Below are 19144 nucleotides of genomic sequence, written 5' to 3'. Positions count from 1 at the left end.
TCATCCGTCCTTTGATTCGTCCGTCGCGCGCTGCCGGCCATCCGCCAGCGCGGTCTCCAGCGCCGACCAAGGCAGGGTGGCGCAGCGTATCCGCGACCGATGCCGCCGCAGCGGCGCGAACACCGCCAGTTCATCGCGGGGCGCTGCACCGCCGTCGCGCACCATCCTGTCGAACGCGGCCGACACCGCCTTCAATTCGCCACCGTCGCACCCCAGCGCCAGCTCGGCCATCAGATCGGCCGAAGCCACGCAGATCGCGCACCCCCGGGTCCGATGACCGATCCGCGCCACCCGCCCCTGCCCGTCCAGCACCAGCCCGACCCGCACCTGGTCGCCGCACATCGGGTTCACGCCCGTCCCCTCATGCGTGGCACCCTCGGGCAGGCCGGCATGGACGGGCGCGCGGGCCCGGTCCATCACCTGCTGCTGATAGATCCCCTCCTGGTCCATTCCCCCTCGATCCTCAGATGCCGATTTCCAGATGCCGGTCTTCAGATGAAGCCAGTCTTCAGATGAAGAAGGAGCGGATCTGCTCCAGCGCCGTGGCCAGCATGTCCACTTCCTCACGCGTCGTATACAGGCCGAAACTGGCCCGCGCCGTCGCACTCAGCCCCAGGCGGCGCATCAGCGGCTCGGCGCAATGATGCCCGGCCCGTACGGCGATCCCGCTTCGGTCCAGCAGGGTCGCGATGTCATGCGGGTGCGCGTCCTTCATGACGAACGAGATCACGCCGCCCCGATCGGCCGGCCGCCCGACCACGCGCAGGCCCGGCACGTCGCCCAGGCGCTCCAGGGCATGGGACACCAGCGCCGCCTCATGCGCCGCGATCGCGTCGTACCCGACCGCCTCGATATAGGAAATCGCTGCCCCCAGCCCGATCGTCTCGACGATCGCGGGCGTCCCGGCCTCGAACTTATGCGGCACCGCCGCCCAGCGCGATCCCTCGAACCGGACCTCGGAAATCATTTCGCCCCCGCCCATGAAGGGCGGCATCTCGTCCAGCAGCGCGCGCCGTCCCCACAGCACGCCGATCCCGCTGGGGCCATACAGCTTGTGCCCGGTAAAGGCATAGAAATCCGCCCCGATCGCCTGCACGTCCACCTTGCGGTGCACCACCATCTGGCTGCCGTCGAACAGCACGCGCGCGCCCGCGTCATGCGCCATGTCCGCGATCCGCCGCGCCGGGGTCACGCTGCCCAGCACGTTGGACATATGGGTCACCGCCACCAGCGCGACCCTGCCATCCTCCAGCAGCCGCCCCAGAGCATCCAGCTCCAGGTCGCCGTCATCGCTGATCGGCGCCACCCGCAGTTCGATGCCCGTGCGGTCGCGCAGCATCTGCCAGGGCACCAGGTTGGCATGGTGCTCCATTTCCGAAATCACCACTGCCTGCCCCGGCCGCATCAGGCTGCCGAAGGAATGGGCGACCAGATTGATCGCCTCGGTGCTGTTGCGGGTAAAGATGATCTCCTCGCGCGACGGCGCGCCGATCAGCCCGGCAACCTGGTCCCGCACCCCTTCATACGCCTCGGTCGTCCGCTCGCTCATCCAGTGCAGGCCGCGATGGATGTTGGCGTACTGGGTGCGCATCGCGCCCGCCATGGCATCGATCACCTGTACCGGCTTCTGCGCCGACGCCGCGCTGTCCAGAAAGACCAGCGCCTTGCCGTGCACCGTCTCGTTCAGGATCGGAAAATCGTCGCGCAGGCCGCGCAGCGCGTCGATCGGGTCGGTCATGACGACGGGCGACAGGTCCATCTTATGCGTCCTTCCGGTTCCACCAGGATTCGACCGCGCGATCCAGCACCGCGCGCAACATGTCGTCCCCCATCAGCGCGACCGCGTCATGCAGGAACGCCTTGACCAGGATGGCGCGCGCCTCATGCTCGGCCACGCCGCGGCTGCGCAGATAGAACAACTGGTCGCCGTCCAGCGCGCCCACCGTCGCCCCATGGCTGCAGCGCACGTCGTCGGCATAGATCTCAAGCTCCGGCTTGGCATCGATCTCGGCCGTCTCGGACAGCAGCAGCGCCTGATTCATCTGGTAACCGTCGGTCTTCTGCGCAATGCGCTCGACCAGGATCTTGCCCTGGAACACGCCGCGCGCATGCTCCGACAGCACGTTCTTCACCGTCTGGCGCGAATTGCAGGCCGGCGCGCCGTGGGTGATCACGCTGGTCAGGTCGGCATGCTGCCGCCCGTCCAGCAATTGCGCGCCGTTGACGTGCACCACGCCGCCCTCGGCCCCCAGCCGGGCATGGACCTCGTGCCGGGCCAGCCCCGCCCCCAGGGTCAGGGTAAAACTGTCATAATGCGCGCCCGCGCCGATATCGGCGTGAACCACCGCCAGATGCCGCGCCGAAACATCCTCGGCCTGCAGCTTGGCATGGACCAGCGACGCCCCGTCCGCGACCGCGATGTCGATGACCGGGTTGTTCAGATAATTCCCCTGCCCGACCGCCAGGTCCAGCAGCGACAATCTCGCCCCCGGCTCCAGCACGATCCGGTGCCGCGGATGGACCGACAGCGGCGTATCCCCCGCGATCACCACCGACAGCAGCGCCATCCGGCCTGCATCATGGCCGGAGGCGACATGCAGCACCAGCCCGTCCTCGGCCAGCAGCGCATTCAGCGCGCTCGCCACGTCATCGGCCGACGGCAGGTCGGTCGCCTCGTTGAACCGTACCGCGCGCACCCCGGCCGGCAGGCGCGAAAGCGCAGGATCGAACCGGCCATTGACCAGTACCGCGCGCGGCAGGCCGGGCTCCAGCCCGAAGACCCGTCCGGCCTCGGCCAGGATCGCCTCGACCCGCGCCGGGTCGGCCTGCGCCGGCGCGGCGGCGAAGGCCACGTCCCCCAGCGCGCGCAGCGAGGTATATTTCCACGCCTCGACCCCGCTGCGCGGCAGCCCGGCGCGGCCCAGCCATTCCGCCGCCGCGTCGCGCGCGGCGCTGGCCCCGGCCCGCGCCGCATGGCGCGCCAGGAATGCGGCGGCGCTGGCGCCGGCGGGCGCGATCGCGTTCACGCCGCCTCCGCCAGGAAACGGGCATAACCCTGGGCTTCCAGTTGCTTGGCCAGCTCCGGTCCGCCGCTATGGATGATCCGCCCGCGCGCCATCACATGGATGCGGTCCGGCACGATGTAATCCAGCAGACGCTGGTGATGGGTGATGACCAGCGCCGAGAAATCGGGCGCACGCAGCGAATTCACCCCTTCGGCCACGATGCGCAGCGCGTCGATGTCCAGCCCGCTGTCCGTTTCGTCCAGGATGGCGAAGGACGGCTGCAGCATGCGCATCTGCAGCACCTCGTTGCGCTTCTTCTCGCCGCCCGAGAACCCGACATTCACGTTGCGCTTCAGCATGTCGTCGGCGATCGACAGGTGCCTGGTCTCCTGGCGCACCGCCTTCAGGAAGGCCACGGCATCCAGTTCGTCCTGCCCCCGGGCGCGGCGCACCGCATTCACCGCCGTGCGCAGGAAATTCGCGTTGTTCACCCCCGGCAGTTCGACCGGCGCCTGAAAGGCCAGGAACAGGCCCAGCGCCGCGCGCGCCTCGGGCTCCAGCGCCAGCAGGTCCTGACCCTTGAAGGTCGCGGTGCCCTCTGTCACCTCGTAATCCTCGCGCCCCGCCAGCACATAGGACAGGGTGGATTTGCCCGACCCGTTCGGCCCCATGATCGCATGGACCTCGCCCGCCGGGATCTCCAGATCGACGCCCCGCAGGATCTCCTTGTCCATGCCGCCATCGGAAATCTTGGCGCACAGGCCGGCGATCCGTACAAACTCGTTGCTCACGTCACTCATCTCCGTTCAGCCGACGCTGCCTTCCAGGCTGATCTGCAGCAATTTCTGGGCCTCGACCGCGAATTCCATCGGCAGTTCCTTCAGCACGTCCTTGCAGAACCCGTTGACGATCAGCCCCACCGCGTCCTCTTCCGACAGGCCGCGCTGACGGCAATAGAAGAGCTGATCCTCCGAGATCTTCGACGTCGTGGCCTCGTGCTCCACCTTGGCCGACATGTTGCGGCTCTCGATATAGGGCACGGTGTGCGCCCCGCAGCGGTCGCCGATCAGCAGGCTGTCGCACTGTGTGAAGTTCCGCGCTCCCGACGCCTTGGGCATCATCCGCACCAGCCCGCGATAGGTGCTGTCGGACTCCCCGGCGCTGATGGTCTTGGCGATGATCGTCGAGCGCGTGTTGCGCCCGATATGGATCATCTTGGTCCCGGTATCGGCCTGCTGGTGGTTGTTGGTCACCGCGACCGAATAGAACTCGCCCACCGATCCGTCGCCCTGCAGGATGCAGGACGGATATTTCCACGTGATGGCCGACCCGGTCTCGACCTGCGTCCAGGAGATCTTCGACCGCGCCCCGCGGCAGGCGCCGCGCTTGGTCACGAAATTATAGATCCCGCCGCGGCCTTCCGCGTCGCCCGGGTACCAGTTCTGCACGGTCGAATATTTGATCGCGGCGTCATCCATCGCCACCAGCTCGACCACCGCCGCATGAAGCTGGTTCTCGTCGCGCATCGGCGCCGTGCAGCCTTCCAGATAGGATACCGACGCCCCCTCCTCGGCGATGATCAGCGTCCGCTCGAACTGGCCGGTATTGCGCGCATTGATGCGGAAATAGGTCGACAGCTCCATCGGGCAGCGCACGCCCTTGGGAATGTAGACGAACGAGCCGTCGGTAAAGACCGCCGAATTCAGCGCCGCATAGAAATTGTCCGACACCGGCACCACGCTGCCCAGATAGCGGCGCACCAGGTCCGGATGCGCGCGCACCGCCTCGGAAATCGGGCAGAAGATCACCCCCGCCTCGGCCAGCGTCTCGCGGAAGGTGGTCACGACCGATACGCTGTCGAATACCGCGTCCACCGCCACCGGGGCACGGGCCTGCTCGCCCTCGGGCACCTCCACCCCCGCCAGCATCGCCTGCTCGTGCAGCGGAATGCCCAGCTTCTCATAGGTGCGCAGCAATTCGGGATCGACCTCGTCCAGCGATTTCGGCCCGGCCTTCTTCTTCGGCGCGGCATAATAATGCGCGTCCTGGAAATCGATCGGCGGATGGCGCGGCTTCGCCCAGGCCGGCTCCGCCATCGCCTGCCAGGCCCGGAACGCCTTAAGCCGCCAGTCCAGCAGCCACTCCGGCTCCTGCTTGCGGTGCGAGATCAGGCGGATCGTATCCTCGTTCAACCCCTTGGGGGCCAGATCCATCTCGATCTCGGTCTCGAACCCCCATTTGTACGTGGACTGGCTCAGACTCTCGACCGCATCGCGGGTTTCGGCAATCGCTGGCATCTTCCTGCTCCCTCAGACCGCTTCGGCCCGGCCGGCCGCGGATATGTCCCGGACCGCCGGCGCGGCCCCCCTGCCCTGATCGGGGCCCTGACCAGGCTCCCTGTCAGAGCCTCGCTCAGAGCCCCAGTCGGGCGATCCCGCGCCATGTCGCTGCCCGCAACGGCGCATGTCCGACAGGCTGATGGCCGACAGCGCGCCGCGGATCGCGTCATTGACCGCGTCCCATTGGCCGCACAGCCCGCACAGCCCGCGCGTATCGCACCCCCCGCCATCGACGCAGGCCGTCAGCGAAATCGGACCGTCCACGGCGGCGATCACCCGCGCGACGGAAATATCGTCCAGCTTCCGCGCCAGCCGGTACCCCCCGCGCGCGCCGCGCAACGACACGACCAGGTCGTCGGCCGCCAGGATCTTCAGCACCTTGGCCACCGTCGGTTCCGGGATTCCCGTAGCCTGCGCCAGCGCGGGCGACGTCATCACCTCGTCCGCCTGCGCCAGGCGCACCAGGGCGACGACGGCGTAATCGGTCAGCTTCGACAATTTCAGCATCCGCCCTCCTTCGCCGGCCACGGTCCCGTCCGCCCATAGCGGACCAAATCAGTACTGATTTCCGTTTCCAGATGCTTCCGTGCAAGGCCAGCGTCAAGTGCAATCGGCACAGCCCAGTCACCTGACGGGCCGCATAACGGCATAATCGGGGGCCGCTTCCCGTCCAACCCGCGTGCTTTAGCCCGCTCCCGGCCCGAATGCCAGCCGCAGCACCAGCGCCAGGCCGGCGCCTGCCAGAAATCCCACCAGCGTGCCGTTCAGCCGCACGAATTGCAGGTCCTTGCCCACACGCAGCTCCAGCCGCTCGGCCAGCATGTCGGCATCCCATCCCGCCACCACCGCGGCGATGAAGCGCGACAGCCGTTCCCGCACGAAGGGCAGCCCGCGCAAGATCATTCGCCGCACGCCCGTCGCCACCCGCTCGCGCAGCGCCGGGTCGGTGCGCATCTGCTCGGCCAGGCGCAGCAGCGTGTCGCGGACGATCGACGCGGCCCATCCGTCGGGCCGTCCCATGTCGGCCTCGATCATCAGCCGCATCCGCCGCCACACATCGCCGCTCCAGTTGCGGATGCTGTCATGGGTCATTACCCCCATGATCGCGCCGGTAATGTCGCGCCGCCGCTCCGGATCGGTCTCGATCCGGTCGATCTCGGCGCGCACCCAGCTCGTAAAGCCCTCGCGCAGCTCCGAATTCTGCGGGTCGATCCGGTCCAGCTCCTGGTTGACCGCCACCAGCACCTTGGTCGCGATCGACCCGCCGATGGCCCAGCCCAGGATCCGCCCGCCCTGCTCGCGCACCCGGTCCTCGATCATCGTGCGCAGCGACGCTTCCTTGGCCTTCAGCCCGTCCTTCATGCGCGCCAGCAGAAAGGACAGCACCTCCTGGTGCCGGTCGCCCTCGACCAGCGCCCGCAGGGTCCGGGCCACGACCGGCGCCACCTCCTCGCCCCCCAGCAGCATCGGCATGATCCGCGCCAGGCCCGATCCCGCGCGCCCGTCCCCCAGACGTTCCAGCACCGCGGGGGCGGCGCCGGCCAGGCTGCGGCTGACCGTCTCGGCCGAGGCCGGGTCGTCCATCAGCCCCGCCAGGATCTCCGGCAGGTCGATCCGGTCCATCGCCGCATTGACGTCGTCCTCGGTAAAGACATGGCCGGCGACGAACCGGCCCAGCGCCTCGCCCAGCCGCGCCTTCTGCGCCGGCAGGATCGCAGTATGCGGAATCGGCAGGCCCAGCGGCCGGCGGAACAGGGCGGTCACGGCGAACCAGTCCGCCAGCCCGCCCACCACCCCGGCCTTCGCGCCGGCGCGCAGCACCTCCAGCCAGGGTCCGTCCGCCACCAGGCCGGCCGCCGGCGCCGCATAGCCGGCGGCGGTCAGCGCCCCCATGGCGACCAGCAGGCCGGTCGCCGCCCGGCGATAGCGTCGCAATGTCAGCCGGGCCGCCCTGTCCGCGTCGGGGATCGTGTTCATCGTCCCGTCGATACCATTCCGGCCGCATGAACCCAAGCACCCGCAGGCCCCCGTTCCGGTCCTGTTGCGTTCCGTGACAAATCACTGCGTGTTCCCCAAATTCGGCACGAGTCGCCGCGGCAGACATTGCGATGGGCGCGCGAACATGAAACCTTGCGCCTCGTGCGCCGACCGGATGCCGCCCGGATGCCACCGCAGGACACGCCACGTATTCAGGATGACTGGGACTACCGCCATGACCGAGATCTCTCCCCGCGACGCAGCCGAGATGCTGCTCGACCTCACGCGGCAGGTGGTCACCGATCACGAGGACGCGTCGTCAGGCAATCCCATCATCGCGCTCGCGCGCCGGATCGGCCGGCAGATCACGGCCGGGACCGTCACGACCGACATGCTGGAACAGGCCGTCCGCCATCTGCGCGACGCCGCCTTCCGCGACCGCGCCGCCCGGCTGCGCGCCTATGTCGAGGGCACGGACGATTCCGCCATCGCCACGCGGATGCGCGGCGTGGCCCAGACCGTGGCGCGCGAACGCGGCCCCGACGGCACGCCGCCCAATTTCGGCCATTTCCGCAAGACCGTGGAACGCAGCCGGTTCGCCGCCGTCTTCACCGCCCACCCGACCTTCGCCCTGGCCAATTCGGTCTACGAAACCCTGGCCGTGATGGCCTCGACCGATGACGGGCATCTGGCGGACATGCCCTGCCTGCCCACCCATCGCCGCGCGGCGCCCCCCACGCTGGACGAGGAATTTTCCCTGGCCTCGGCCGCCATCCTGCGCGGCCGCAACGCCCTGGACCGGCTGAACGAGACCCTGCTGAACGAGGCCCGCGCCCGCTGGCCGCACGAATGGTCGGTCCTCAGCCCCCGTCCGATCATCCTGACCAGTTGGGTCGGCTACGACACGGACGGCCGCACCGACATCGGCTGGTGGGACACGATCCGCCTGCGCCTGCGCATGAAGCGCCTGCAGCTCGAACGCCTGGCCGCCCAGATCACCCCGCTGCGTCCGATGGCCGACGGGCTGCACCAGCGCGTCGAACGCGCCCTCGACGCGGTCGATGCCCAGATCGCCGCCTGTCCTGTCGGCGAATCGCCCACCCCCGAATCGGTCGCCGCCTTCGCCGCCGTGCTGATCGGCCGGCGGGACGAGGCGATCTCCGCCGCCAGCGAACTGGCCACCTCGTTCCAGGAGGCCATCGATACCGCCCCCGCCGAGCAGCGCATGACCCTGGCCGTGGCCCGCGCCGGGCTGATGGCGCACGGCATGGCGGCCGCCCACACCCATGTGCGGCTGAACGCGACGCAGATCCACAATGTCGCGCGCCAGCGCCTGGGCATCACCGACAGCCCCGAGATCCCCTCGCAGCGCCGCGGCCTGCTCAGCCGGATCAACGAGGCCCTGGACCAGGTCCAGCCGGTCGAGATCGATTTCGGCTCGCTGCTGCTGGAACAGGCCACCGCCGCCCGGCTGATGATGACGGTGCGCCAGATCGTCCGGCACATCGACCGCGAAAGCCCGGTCCGCTTCCTGATCGCCGAGACCGAAAGCGGCTACACGCTGCTGACCGCGCTGTGGCTGGCGCGCTGCTTCGGCATCGAGAACCAGATCGAGATCTCGCCGCTCTTCGAAACCCAGGAAGCCCTGGAAAACGGCGCCCATATCGTCGAGGAAGCCCTGCATTCCCCGCATTGGCGCGATTATCTGCGCCGCACCGGCAAGCTCAGCCTGCAATTCGGCTATTCCGATTCCGGCCGCTATGTCGGGCAGTTGGCCGCGACCTACCTGATCGAACGGCTGCGGCTGAAGATCTGCGACCTGCTGCGGCGCTGGAACCTGACCGAGGTCGAGGTCATCCTGTTCGACACCCATGGCGAGAGCATCGGACGCGGCGCGCACCCGTTCCGCCTGACCGACCGGCTGGACTATCTCTCGCCGCTCCATGCCCGCGCGGTCTTCGCCGAAGCCGGCCTGCGCATCCGCGAGGAGACGGCCTTCCAGGGCGGCGACGGCTACCTGCTCTTCGGCACCCAGGCGATGGCCGACGCCACCGTAGGGGTGATCGCGTCGCACATCTTCGCACCCACGCAGCTCAACCGCGACCCGGTGTATGACGAGCCCGATTTCTCGGCCGATTTCTTTTCGACCATCGGCGCCGGCATGGCCGGCCTGGTCGAGGATCCCGGCTATGCCGCGCTGCTCGGCGCCTTCGGCCCGTCCCTGATCGACAAGACCGGCTCCCGCCCCTCGGCGCGGCAGAGCGACAGCGGCGCGGCCACGACGCGGATCTCCCACCCCAGCCAGCTCCGCGCCATCCCCAACAACGCCATCCTGCAGCAATTGGGCTGGTGCGCGAACACCATCCAGGGCCTGGGCGGCGCCGCCGCGCGCCATCCCGAAACCTTCGAGGAATTCCTCAGCCGCAGCCCCCGCTTCCGCCGCGCCGTGGATTTCGCCACCCACGCGCTCGCCCATTCCGACGACACGGTGCTGCGCGCCGTCATCTACATGCTCGATCCCGACATGTGGCTGAACCGCGCGACCGCCGAATCCGACCCGTCCCGGCGCGACGCCTATCTTGCACTGATGCACGGGCTGGAGCGGCTGAATTTCTGGGCCAGCACCCAGGCCATGTTCCGCCGCATCCAGTCCGACCACCTGTCCCTGCGCCGCGCCTGGCCGCAGGCCCCCCGGATGGGCGAGGCCGAGAAGCTGCTGCATGCGATCCGCATCGCCACCATCGAGCAGATCTGGCTGCTCTCGACCCGGATTCCCTATTTCTCGCCCCGCAACGCCTTCTCGCGCGACGCGCTGACCACCCGCGTGCTATGCCTCGAAGTCCCCGCCGCGCTGCGCGAACTGGACTATATCTTCCCCTACGCCACCGGCAGCGGGATGGAACTGGATTATTCCGAATCCCACGGACCGCGGAACGCCGGCGCCTATGTCCGCGAACATGCCGAGATCTTCGAGCCGATGCAGCGCCTGTTCGACCTGGTGCGCGAGACCGGGATGGCGGTCATGCACCATGTCGGGGCCTTCGGCTGAACGGCTCCGAAAGCGGGGCGCCGCCCGAAACCGCCCCCGGGGAAAGCTGGCAGGTGCGCGAGGCCCCGCCGCCGGTGGGCGTCCCCCTTCCGGCGGCGCCCGGCATCAGCCGGATCGTCGCCCCCAATCCCGGCCCGATGACCGGCCACGGCACCAATTGCTGGCTGGTCGCGCATGCGGGCGGCACCGCGATCATCGATCCGGGATCGGACGATCCGGCGCACCTGCACGCCATCCGGACGGCCGCGCGCGGCCCGATCACCCATGTCCTGCTGACCCACACCCATCGCGACCATCTGTCCGGCGCCCGCCCCCTGGCCGCTTCGGCCGGGGCGCCGGTCTGCGGCTTCCGCAACAGCGCCAGCCCGTCCTTCACCCCGGACATGGCGCTCGATGACGGCGCGCGCCTGGCCGGGCTGACCGCGCTGCACACGCCCGGCCACGCCACCGATCATCTCTGTTTCGCGGCACCGGGCGGCATCGTCTTTACCGGCGACCACGTCATGGGCTGGTCCACCACGATGGTCCCACCCGCGCCGGACGGTTCGGTACGCCAGTTCCTCGACGGGCTCGCCCGCCTGCGCGCGCTCGCCCCGTCATTGCTGCTCCCGGCCCATGGCCCCGCCATCACCCGGCCCGATTCCTGCCTGCGCGGCCTGATCGCGCACCGCCTGGCGCGCGAGGCCCGGATTCGCGCCGCCCTGGGTCCCGAGGCCGCGCCGCTGGCCGAACTGATGCGCCGCGTCTACCGCGCCATCCCGCCCGCCCTGCGCCGCGCGGCGGAACTGAACCTTCTGGCCCACCTGGAGAAATTGCAACAGGACGGACAGGCGGTTCACGGGCATGATGGCTGGCGCATCGCCCCGGCCCCTCCCGGGGCACCCGATCACACGCCCCCGGCATAGCACCCGGCGATCCGCGGCCCGCCCGCGACCGTCCGGCCGTGCATCCCATCCACCCGGAGATCCGTTCGTTGAAGACTCGCCTGATGCTGCTGTCCGCCTCGCTGCTCTGCCTGGGCCCCGCCTCCGGCCGCGCGGACGATCACACGGATGCCAACCATGCGGCCCATCCCGCCCCCCATTTGTCCCAGCCGATCGAACGGACCAGCAGCGGCTCGGTGACGGTCGGCGGAAAATCCATCGCCTATCAGGCGGTCGCCGGCACGCTGGTCGTCCATCCCCATGGCTGGGACGATTCCGAAGACACGGTCCATCAGGAAATCCCGGGCAGCGACGCCCATGCGATCGACGGCAATCCCGACGCCACGGCGTCGATGTTCTATGTCGCCTATTTCCGCAAGGACGCCCGGCCCGAGACCCGCCCCATCACCTTCGTCTTCAATGGCGGTCCCGGCTCGTCGACCGTCTGGGTGCATATGGGCGCCTTCGGCCCCCGCCGGGTGGTGACGAATGACGACACCCACACCCCCGCCGGCCCGTACCGGCTGATCGACAATCCGCAAAGCCTGCTCGACGTCACCGACCTGGTCTTCATCGACGCGCCGGGCACCGGCTTCGGCCGCATCAACGGCAAGGACAAGGAAAAGCAGTTCTGGGGCGTCGACGAGGACGGACAGGCCTTCACCGCCTTCATCACCCGGTTCCTGGCCAAATATGGCCGCTACAATTCGCCGAAATACCTGTTCGGCGAAAGCTACGGTACGATGCGCGCCGCCGTGCTGGTCAACGACCTGCAGAACCAGGAAAATATCGACTTCAACGGCGTCATCCTGCTGTCGCAGATCTTCAGCTACGACAACAGCGTGGACGAACCGACGCAGAATCCCGGCATGGACGAGCCGTTCGTGCTCGCCCTGCCGACCTACGCCGCCACCGCCTGGTACCACCACAAGCTGCCGCAGCAGCCCACCGACCTGAAAGCTTTCCTGGCCGAGGTCGAGCATTTCGCCTCCACCGACTATCTGGTGGCGCTGCAGCAGGGCGCCGGCCTGCCCGCCGCCGACCGCGCCCGCATCGTCGAACGACTGCACGCCTATACCGGCCTGCCGGCCGACTATATCCGCCGCGCCGACCTGCGGATCGACGGCGGCGAGTTCTCCAAGACGCTCCAGGCCGATGACGGCATGACCACCGGCCGGCTCGACACCCGCTTCTCGGGCCCCGTGCTGGACCCCCTCAGCAAGGAAGCCGGATACGACCCGCAATCCGCCTCGATCAGCTCCGCCTATGTCTCGCTGTTCAATGATTACGTGCGCAAGGTGCTGAATTACGGCGACGGGCTGAGCTATCGCGCGGAAATCGACATCCCGCACTGGAATTTCCACCACGCCGCCGGCGGTCCCGACAGCCCGCCCTCGGACGGCCCGGCCAACGTGATGCCCGACCTGGCCCAGGCGATGAAGACCAACCCGACGCTGAAAATCATGCTGAATGCCGGCTATTTCGACCTGGCGACCCCCTATTACGAGGGGATCTACGAAATGCGCCACCTGCCCATCCCGGCGGCGCTGCAGAAGAACATCGAATTCCGCCAATACCAGTCGGGACACATGGTGTACGCCAACATCCCGTCCCTGACCCAATTGCACGACAACATCGCCGACTTCATCCGCCGCACGGACAACCAGCCCGCAAGCGGATCGCCCGCACCGTAAAGGCGAAAAAACATTGACGCGGACCGGTCGCGCCGTAAGGTCGTGACCGGTCCGACGCGACCAGCCGCCTGCGGCCGGCCGGCCATGGTGAACGCGTCTCCGGTTTCGTCCCTCCCCTTGTCCGGGCGAGCCCATCAGCAACGCAGGCCCTGATCCCGACGGTTCGCCCCGATTGGCAAGGTTGGGCATGCGTACCTTCAGACACGCGAAACTCATGGCATCCACGCTCCGCACGCTGCTTGCGGAACGAGGTGCTTCGATCGGCCACGCCGAGAGCCTGGAAATCGTCGCGCGACAGTTCGGCCTGCGGAACTGGAACATCCTGGCCGCCCGCATCGCCGCCGCCGAACGGCAGGAAACCCCCGCAGCGCTGCCGAAAGGCTGGTCCATCGCCGGCACGACCCCCGGAAACTACGCGATCGGCCTGGATGCCGCTCAAAGCAGCCGGACGGAGAAAATCGTCGCCATAAGCTGCCTCTTCTCGTCCGACGATCCGGACGCGGCCAGAATCCAGAACGGCTTCGGCACATTGATGCAGGCGGTCGACGCCCGCCCCTTCATCGGCAAGCGCCTGCGCTTCTCGGCCCTGTTGAAGACCCGGGACGTGCCCGGACATGCCACCATCTGGATGCGGGTCGACGATAAAGCGCCGGATACGATCCTCTTCGACAATCTGATGAGCCGTCCCGCCAACGGCGCGCTGACGGGGACGTCCGACTGGACAGCGCGCCAGATCGTCTTCCAGATCCCCGAGGACGCCGACAGCCTGCATTACGGGCTGCTGCTGACCGGCATGGGAACCGTCTGGGCAAAGACTGTCCGTCTCGAGGTCGTGGACGACAACACGCCCCCTACCGCCACGCGGCAACATTATGAGCGCCAGCGGCGCGTGCGTCGCGTGATCGAAGGTGGCCCGCAGAACCTGGATTTCTCCGATATCGCCTGACCACGATCCGCCCCGGTGCGGCCGGGCACAAAAAAAGCCGGCCCCCGAAGGGGCCGGCTTCCTGCTCTGTGATCGGGTCGGGATCAGGCCGACTTGGCCATGATCTCTTCGGCCACGTTGCGCGGCACCGGGTCATAATGATGGAACTGCATCGTGAAGGACGCGCGGCCCTTCGTGATCGACCGCAGGTGCGAGATGTAGCCGAACATCTCCTTCAGCGGCACCAGCGCGCGGACCATGACGGTCGAGCCCGAGCTTTCCTGGTTCTGGATCATGCCGCGACGACGATTCAGGTCGCCCACCACGTCGCCGACATGGTCGTTCGGCGTGGTGATCTCGACATCCATGATCGGCTCCAGGATCACCGGGCCGGCCTTCTTCATGCCCTCGCGGAAGCAGGCCTTGGCGGCGATTTCGAACGCCAGCGCCGAGGAGTCGACGTCATGGTACTTGCCGTCCAGCAGCGTGAACTTGAAGTCCACGGTCGGGAAGCCCGCCAGCACGCCCGTCGAGGACTGCATGCGGATGCCCTTTTCCACCGCCGGTATATATTCCTTCGGCACGGTGCCGCCGACGACCTTGTTCTCGAACTGGATCTCCTCGTTCCGCTCCAGCGGCGCGAACTCGATCTTCACTTCGGCGAACTGGCCCGAACCGCCCGACTGCTTCTTGTGGGTATAGGTCTCGGTATGCGCCTGGGTGATCGTCTCGCGATAAGCCACCTGCGGCGCGCCGATATTCGCGTCCACGCCATACTCGCGGCGCAGGCGGTCGATGATGATGTCCAGATGCAGCTCGCCCATGCCCGACAGGATGGTCTGGCCGGTTTCCTGGTCCGTCTTCAGGCGCAGCGAGGGGTCCTCGCCCGCCAGCTTCTGCAGCGCCAGGGTCATCTTCTCGACCCCGTCCTTGGTCTTCGGCTCGACCGAGATGTCGATGACCGGCACCGGGAAGCTCATGCGCTCCAGCACCACCGGATCGGTGGAGTCGGCCAGCGTGTCACCGGTCTGGGTGTCCTTCAGCCCCACGAAGGCCGCGATGTCGCCGGCGTGGACTTCCTTCACTTCCTGGCGCTTGTCGGCATGCATCTGGAAGATGCGGCCGATACGCTCCTTGTGGCCCTTGGTCGTGTTCAGGACCGAATCGCCCGAGCGCAGCACGCCGCGATAGACGCGCACGAAGGTCAGGGTGCCGTACTTGTCGTTGATGATCTTGAACGCCAGGCCGGCGAACTTGCCGTCCGGGTCGACCGGGATGATCGGCAGCTTGTTCTCGTCGACCTCTTCGTCCTCGGGCGGCGCGATGCGGATGCCCTCGACGTCGTCCGGCGCCGGCAGGTAGTCGATCACCGCGTCCAGCAGCGGCTGCACGCCCTTGTTCTTGAAGGCCGTGCCGCACAGCACGGGGCGGAACTCGCCCGAAATCGTGCCCTTCTTGATGCAGCGCTTCAGGGTCGCGACTTCGACGTCGCCCTTCTCGAAATATTCCTCCATGGCCGCCTCGTCGACGGCCAGCGCCGTGTCCAGCAGCTCCTGGCGGGCCTCGGCGGCCTTTTCCTTCAGCTCGGCCGGGATTTCCTCGTCATGGTATTTCGCGCCCAGCTCGCCGCCTTCCCAGACGATGGCCTTCATCTCCACCAGGTCGACGACGCCGACGAAGTTTTCCTCGGTGCCGATCGGCAGCTGCAGCGGAATGGCGACGATGTCCAGCTTCTCCTTCAGCGTGTCGAACGCGCGGTAGAAGTCGGCGCCGGTGCGGTCCAGCTTGTTGATGAAGATGATGCGCGGCACGTTGTAGCGATCGGCCAGGCGCCAGTTGGTCTCGGACTGCGGCTGCACGCCGGCCACGCCCTCGATGATGAACACAGCGCCGTCCAGCACGCGCAGGCTGCGGTTCACCTCGATGTTGAAGTCGATATGGCCCGGCGTGTCGATGATGTTGATGCGATGGCCGTTCCACTCGCAGGTCACGGCGGCCGACGTGATCGTAATGCCGCGCTCGCGCTCCTGCTCCATGTAGTCGGTGGTGGTGTTGCCCTCGTGCACCTCACCGATCTTATGGGAAACACCGGTGTAGTACAGGATGCGCTCGGTGGTCGTGGTCTTGCCGGCGTCGATATGCGCGGTGATGCCGATATTGCGAATCAGCGAAAGATCGGACTTGTCGGACACGGGGGAACCTCCACAAGACAAATCAGGCGCGAACGGAACCTCTCCCCTCGCGCCTGCCAGAGCCGGAAGCTGCCCCCCATCCCCGAACCGGGGTTCCGGAAGATGCAGCCGGCGAAATAGACAGATGGGCCTGACATGCGTCAGGCGCCCAAAACATGCAAGCCCGGTCCGAACGAAAATTCGGACCGGGCTTGCATGCGAAACTCAAGCCGTTGCTTCGGCCTTCTTTTCCTGGGCGCGCAGGATGCGGCGCTTCAGGGCCTGGGCCTCGACCGGCAGCTTGCGGTTCGGGGTCGACAGCAGGAACGCGTCCAGACCGCCATTATGCTCGACCGTGCGGATACCATGGGTGCTCAGGCGCAGGCGCACCGCGCTCCCCAGGATGTCGGACAGCAGCGACGTCTCCTGCAGGTTCGGCAGGAAGCGGCGGCGGGACTTGTTGTTGGCGTGGCTGACATTGTTTCCCGTCAGCACGCCTTTGCCCGAAATCTGGCAACGGCGAGACATGATATCATCCTCGGATAACTAAGGCCGAGGCAAGATGCTCCGGCAATGATCGTCAAGATTAGGCGCGGCTTATGGCCAAGCAGCCGCCCTCCGTCAAGCCGAAAGCAGCGATTCGGGGCATTTTCACCCCCTCCGCCCGTCCGGCCGCGCCAAAACCGGCTTTCAGCCGGCGGGCCGGGCCCGGTCGCGATCCGGATGCAGCTCGCCCGCGCGGACGCTGTGCATCGCATTCTCCAGCATGGCCAGCATGGTCCCCTGGTCCATCGTGCGGGCCAGCAGCCCCAGCGATCCGCCCAGCAGGGCCGAGGCGATCGCGATCGGCGGCAGCTTCTCGCCCAGCATATATTCGATGGCCTTGTCGACCACCGCGCCGCAATGGCTCAGTTCCTCGGGCACCGATCCGTCATGGCCCAGCGTCGGATCCGCCGGGCTCTCCTGATCCGTCCGCGTCATCGCGCCTCGCTCCCGTCCTTATCCATTATTCATTCACCCGCATGTTGCCCGCCGTCACGCCCCAAGGCCAGTCCCCGAGGCCGCGCCCGCCTCCGCCCCGGGCCTTTCCCCGGCCCCGGTGCCGACACCTTCCCCGACCTCCTCCTCGGCCCGCTCCTCCGCCTGCGCCGCCCACATGCCGGCATACAGCCCGTCGCGGGCCAGCAGGCTGCGGTGGGTCCCGCGCTCCTTCACCACCCCGTCGCCCATCACAAGGATTTCATCCGCATCGACCACCGTCGACAGGCGATGGGCGATGATCACCGTGGTCCGTTCGGCCGACACGGTGCGCAGCGCGGCCTGGATCTCCTGCTCGGTATGGGTGTCCAGCGCGCTGGTCGCCTCGTCCAGGATCAGGATGCGCGGATTCTTCAGGATGGTCCGGGCGATCGCCACGCGCTGCTTCTCGCCGCCCGACAATTTCAGGCCGCGCTCGCCCACCCGCGTCGCATAGCCGTCCGGCAGCGCGGCGATGAAGTCATGGATCTGCGCCAGCCGCGCCGCATGCTCGATCTCGTCCTGCGACGCGCCCAGCCGGCCATAGGCGATGTTGTAGCCGATCGTGTCGTTGAACAGCACGGTGTCCTGCGGCACCACGCCGATCGCGGCCCGCAGCGCCGCCTGGCCGTAATCGCGCACGTCATGGCCGTCCACCACCACGCGCCCGGCCGTGACATCATAGAAGCGGAACAGCAGCCGGCTGATGGTCGATTTCCCGGCCCCGGTCGGCCCCACGATCGCCACCCGTCCGCCCGCCGGCACGCTGAAGCTGACATCGTGCAGGATCTCGCGGTCGGGGCGATAGGAAAACCGCACATGCTCGAAGCGCACCGACGCGGCCGGCGCCTCGTCCAGCCGCGCCGGCAGGCCGATGGCCGCCGGCCGGTCGACGACGTCCGGCATCTCGTCCATCAGGTGGAACATCTGCTCCAGGTCCACCAGCGCGGTCCGCATCGCCGAATAGATGCTGCCCAGGAAATTCAGCGGCAGGTACAACTGCATCAGATAGGTGTTCACCAGCACGAAGCGCCCGACGCTCAGCCGTCCCTGCGCCACGTCCTGCGCCGCCAGCAGCATGACCAGCGTCAGCGTCACCGCGATGATCGCCGCCTGGCCGAAATTCAACCCGTTCAGCGAGACCTGGGTCCGGATCGCCGCGCGCTCATAGCGGGCCTGCGCTTCCTCGTAGCGGCGGCTCTCATGGTCCTCGTTGCCGAAATATTTGACGGTCTCATAGTTCAGCAGGCTGTCCAGCGCCTTCCAGCTCGCCTCGCTGTTGATCTCGTTCATCTCGCGCCGGATCCCGATCCGCCATGAGGTAAACGTGACCGTAAAGCCGACATAGGCCACCACCGCCGCCAGCATGATCGCCGCATAGCGCCAGTCGAACAGCCGCCAGATGACCGCGATCACCATCAGCGCTTCCAACAGGGTGGGAATCACGTTGAACACGCCGACCCGCAGGATCGTCTCGATCGCCTCGGTCCCCCGGGCGATGGCGCGGGTCACGCTGCCCGACTGCCGGTCCAGGTGGAAACGCAGCGACAGCGCGTGCATGTGGCGGAAACTGCGCATCGCCGCGACGCAACTGATCCGGAAGCGCACCGGCGCGAACAGCGCGTCGCGCCACTCCCCCAGCCCCGCCGACATCAGCCGCAGCATCCCGTACCCCACGATCAGCGCCAGCGGCATCACCGCCAGCCCCGCCGCCGGATCCCGGCCGTGATGCAGGGCATCGACCACCCGGCTGTACAGGTACGGCACGCAGATCGTCGCCACCTTGGCGGCCACCAGCAGAAAACACGCCCCCGCGACGCGCAGCCGGGTGCGCACATCGTTGCGGGGCCACAGATAAGGCAGCAACGCGCGCAGCGTGACCAGGACGGGGCGTTCCGGCACGCGCCGGGCATCGGATGGGGGCGGTGTCATGGTGCCGATGTGGCACGCCCACGGCGGTTTGCAAACTGTGCGGCGCCGATCCCGCCGGCCGGGATGCAGGATTGTCACAGCCTGACCCGCCCGGTATGGCATTCAGACCACC

At 67.8% G+C, this 19144-nt stretch carries 15 protein-coding genes; 4 read left to right on the top strand and 11 right to left on the bottom strand.

What is annotated here, in order from left to right:
* From AAC691_RS00945 to AAC691_RS00915, 7 genes are all read right to left on the bottom strand, one after another.
* A complete protein-coding gene (locus tag AAC691_RS00945) occupies positions 1–450 on the bottom strand; it encodes an iron-sulfur cluster assembly scaffold protein (protein ID WP_323990852.1) in 450 nt (149 codons plus the stop codon).
* 58 nt (positions 451–508) lie between these two features.
* On the bottom strand, positions 509–1759 hold the full coding sequence (locus AAC691_RS00940) for a cysteine desulfurase (protein WP_342628658.1): 1251 nt from the start codon (positions 1757–1759) through the stop codon (positions 509–511).
* A gap of 1 nt (position 1760) precedes the next feature.
* Complete coding sequence (gene sufD / locus AAC691_RS00935) at positions 1761–3026, bottom strand: Fe-S cluster assembly protein SufD (protein WP_342628657.1); 1266 nt, start codon at positions 3024–3026, stop codon at positions 1761–1763.
* On the bottom strand, positions 3023–3805 hold the full coding sequence (sufC, locus tag AAC691_RS00930; RefSeq protein WP_323990849.1) for a Fe-S cluster assembly ATPase SufC: 783 nt from the start codon (positions 3803–3805) through the stop codon (positions 3023–3025). The genes sufD and sufC overlap by 4 nt, the downstream gene beginning before the upstream one ends.
* A gap of 6 nt (positions 3806–3811) precedes the next feature.
* Positions 3812–5302: a Fe-S cluster assembly protein SufB gene (gene sufB / locus AAC691_RS00925; protein ID WP_176640414.1), complete on the bottom strand. Its 1491-nt coding sequence runs from the start codon at positions 5300–5302 to the stop codon at positions 3812–3814.
* A 12-nt stretch (positions 5303–5314) separates the two neighbouring features.
* Positions 5315–5851, bottom strand: coding sequence for an SUF system Fe-S cluster assembly regulator (locus tag AAC691_RS00920; RefSeq protein WP_342628656.1), 537 nt, complete (start codon positions 5849–5851; stop codon positions 5315–5317).
* Positions 5852–6028: 177 nt separating this feature from the next.
* Complete coding sequence (locus AAC691_RS00915; RefSeq protein ID WP_342628655.1) at positions 6029–7321, bottom strand: DUF445 domain-containing protein; 1293 nt, start codon at positions 7319–7321, stop codon at positions 6029–6031.
* A 235-nt stretch (positions 7322–7556) separates the two neighbouring features.
* Between AAC691_RS00915 and AAC691_RS00910 the strand changes: the two genes are divergently transcribed.
* The 4 genes from AAC691_RS00910 to AAC691_RS00895 all read left to right on the top strand — a co-directional run bounded on the left by AAC691_RS00910 (position 7557) and on the right by AAC691_RS00895 (position 13933).
* The gene (locus tag AAC691_RS00910) at positions 7557–10370 is read left to right on the top strand and encodes a phosphoenolpyruvate carboxylase (protein WP_342628654.1); all 2814 of its coding nucleotides are present in this window, start codon (positions 7557–7559) and stop codon (positions 10368–10370) included.
* A 53-nt stretch (positions 10371–10423) separates the two neighbouring features.
* Entirely contained in the window at positions 10424–11275 is an 852-nt protein-coding gene (locus AAC691_RS00905) for an MBL fold metallo-hydrolase (protein WP_342628653.1), read from the top strand.
* A 68-nt stretch (positions 11276–11343) separates the two neighbouring features.
* The gene (locus AAC691_RS00900; protein ID WP_342628652.1) at positions 11344–12987 is read left to right on the top strand and encodes a S10 family serine carboxypeptidase-like protein; all 1644 of its coding nucleotides are present in this window, start codon (positions 11344–11346) and stop codon (positions 12985–12987) included.
* A gap of 187 nt (positions 12988–13174) precedes the next feature.
* Positions 13175–13933: a glyoxalase superfamily protein gene (locus tag AAC691_RS00895; protein ID WP_342628651.1), complete on the top strand. Its 759-nt coding sequence runs from the start codon at positions 13175–13177 to the stop codon at positions 13931–13933.
* 83 nt (positions 13934–14016) lie between these two features.
* Here AAC691_RS00895 and fusA read toward each other — a convergent pair whose 3' ends face one another.
* The 4 genes from fusA to AAC691_RS00875 form a co-directional block, all read right to left on the bottom strand.
* Positions 14017–16104 carry an elongation factor G gene (fusA, locus tag AAC691_RS00890; protein WP_176639617.1) on the bottom strand — a complete coding sequence of 696 codons (2088 nt, stop codon included), beginning with the start codon at positions 16102–16104 and terminating at the stop codon, positions 14017–14019.
* A 204-nt stretch (positions 16105–16308) separates the two neighbouring features.
* On the bottom strand, positions 16309–16611 hold the full coding sequence (gene rpmB, locus AAC691_RS00885; RefSeq protein ID WP_176639616.1) for a 50S ribosomal protein L28: 303 nt from the start codon (positions 16609–16611) through the stop codon (positions 16309–16311).
* Positions 16612–16773: 162 nt separating this feature from the next.
* Entirely contained in the window at positions 16774–17064 is a 291-nt protein-coding gene (locus AAC691_RS00880) for a hypothetical protein (protein ID WP_342628650.1), read from the bottom strand.
* A gap of 54 nt (positions 17065–17118) precedes the next feature.
* Positions 17119–19032 (bottom strand): ABC transporter ATP-binding protein/permease, encoded by a 1914-nt coding sequence (locus tag AAC691_RS00875; RefSeq protein WP_342628649.1) that lies wholly within the window; start codon positions 19030–19032, stop codon positions 17119–17121.
* Positions 19033–19144: the final 112 nt, after the last annotated feature.

Origin of the sequence: Nguyenibacter vanlangensis (assembly GCF_038719015.1) — a bacterium.
GTDB lineage: Bacteria > Pseudomonadota > Alphaproteobacteria > Acetobacterales > Acetobacteraceae > Gluconacetobacter > Gluconacetobacter vanlangensis.
Note: the sequence above shows the minus strand (reverse complement) of the source record. Positions and strands in the feature narration are given on the sequence as shown.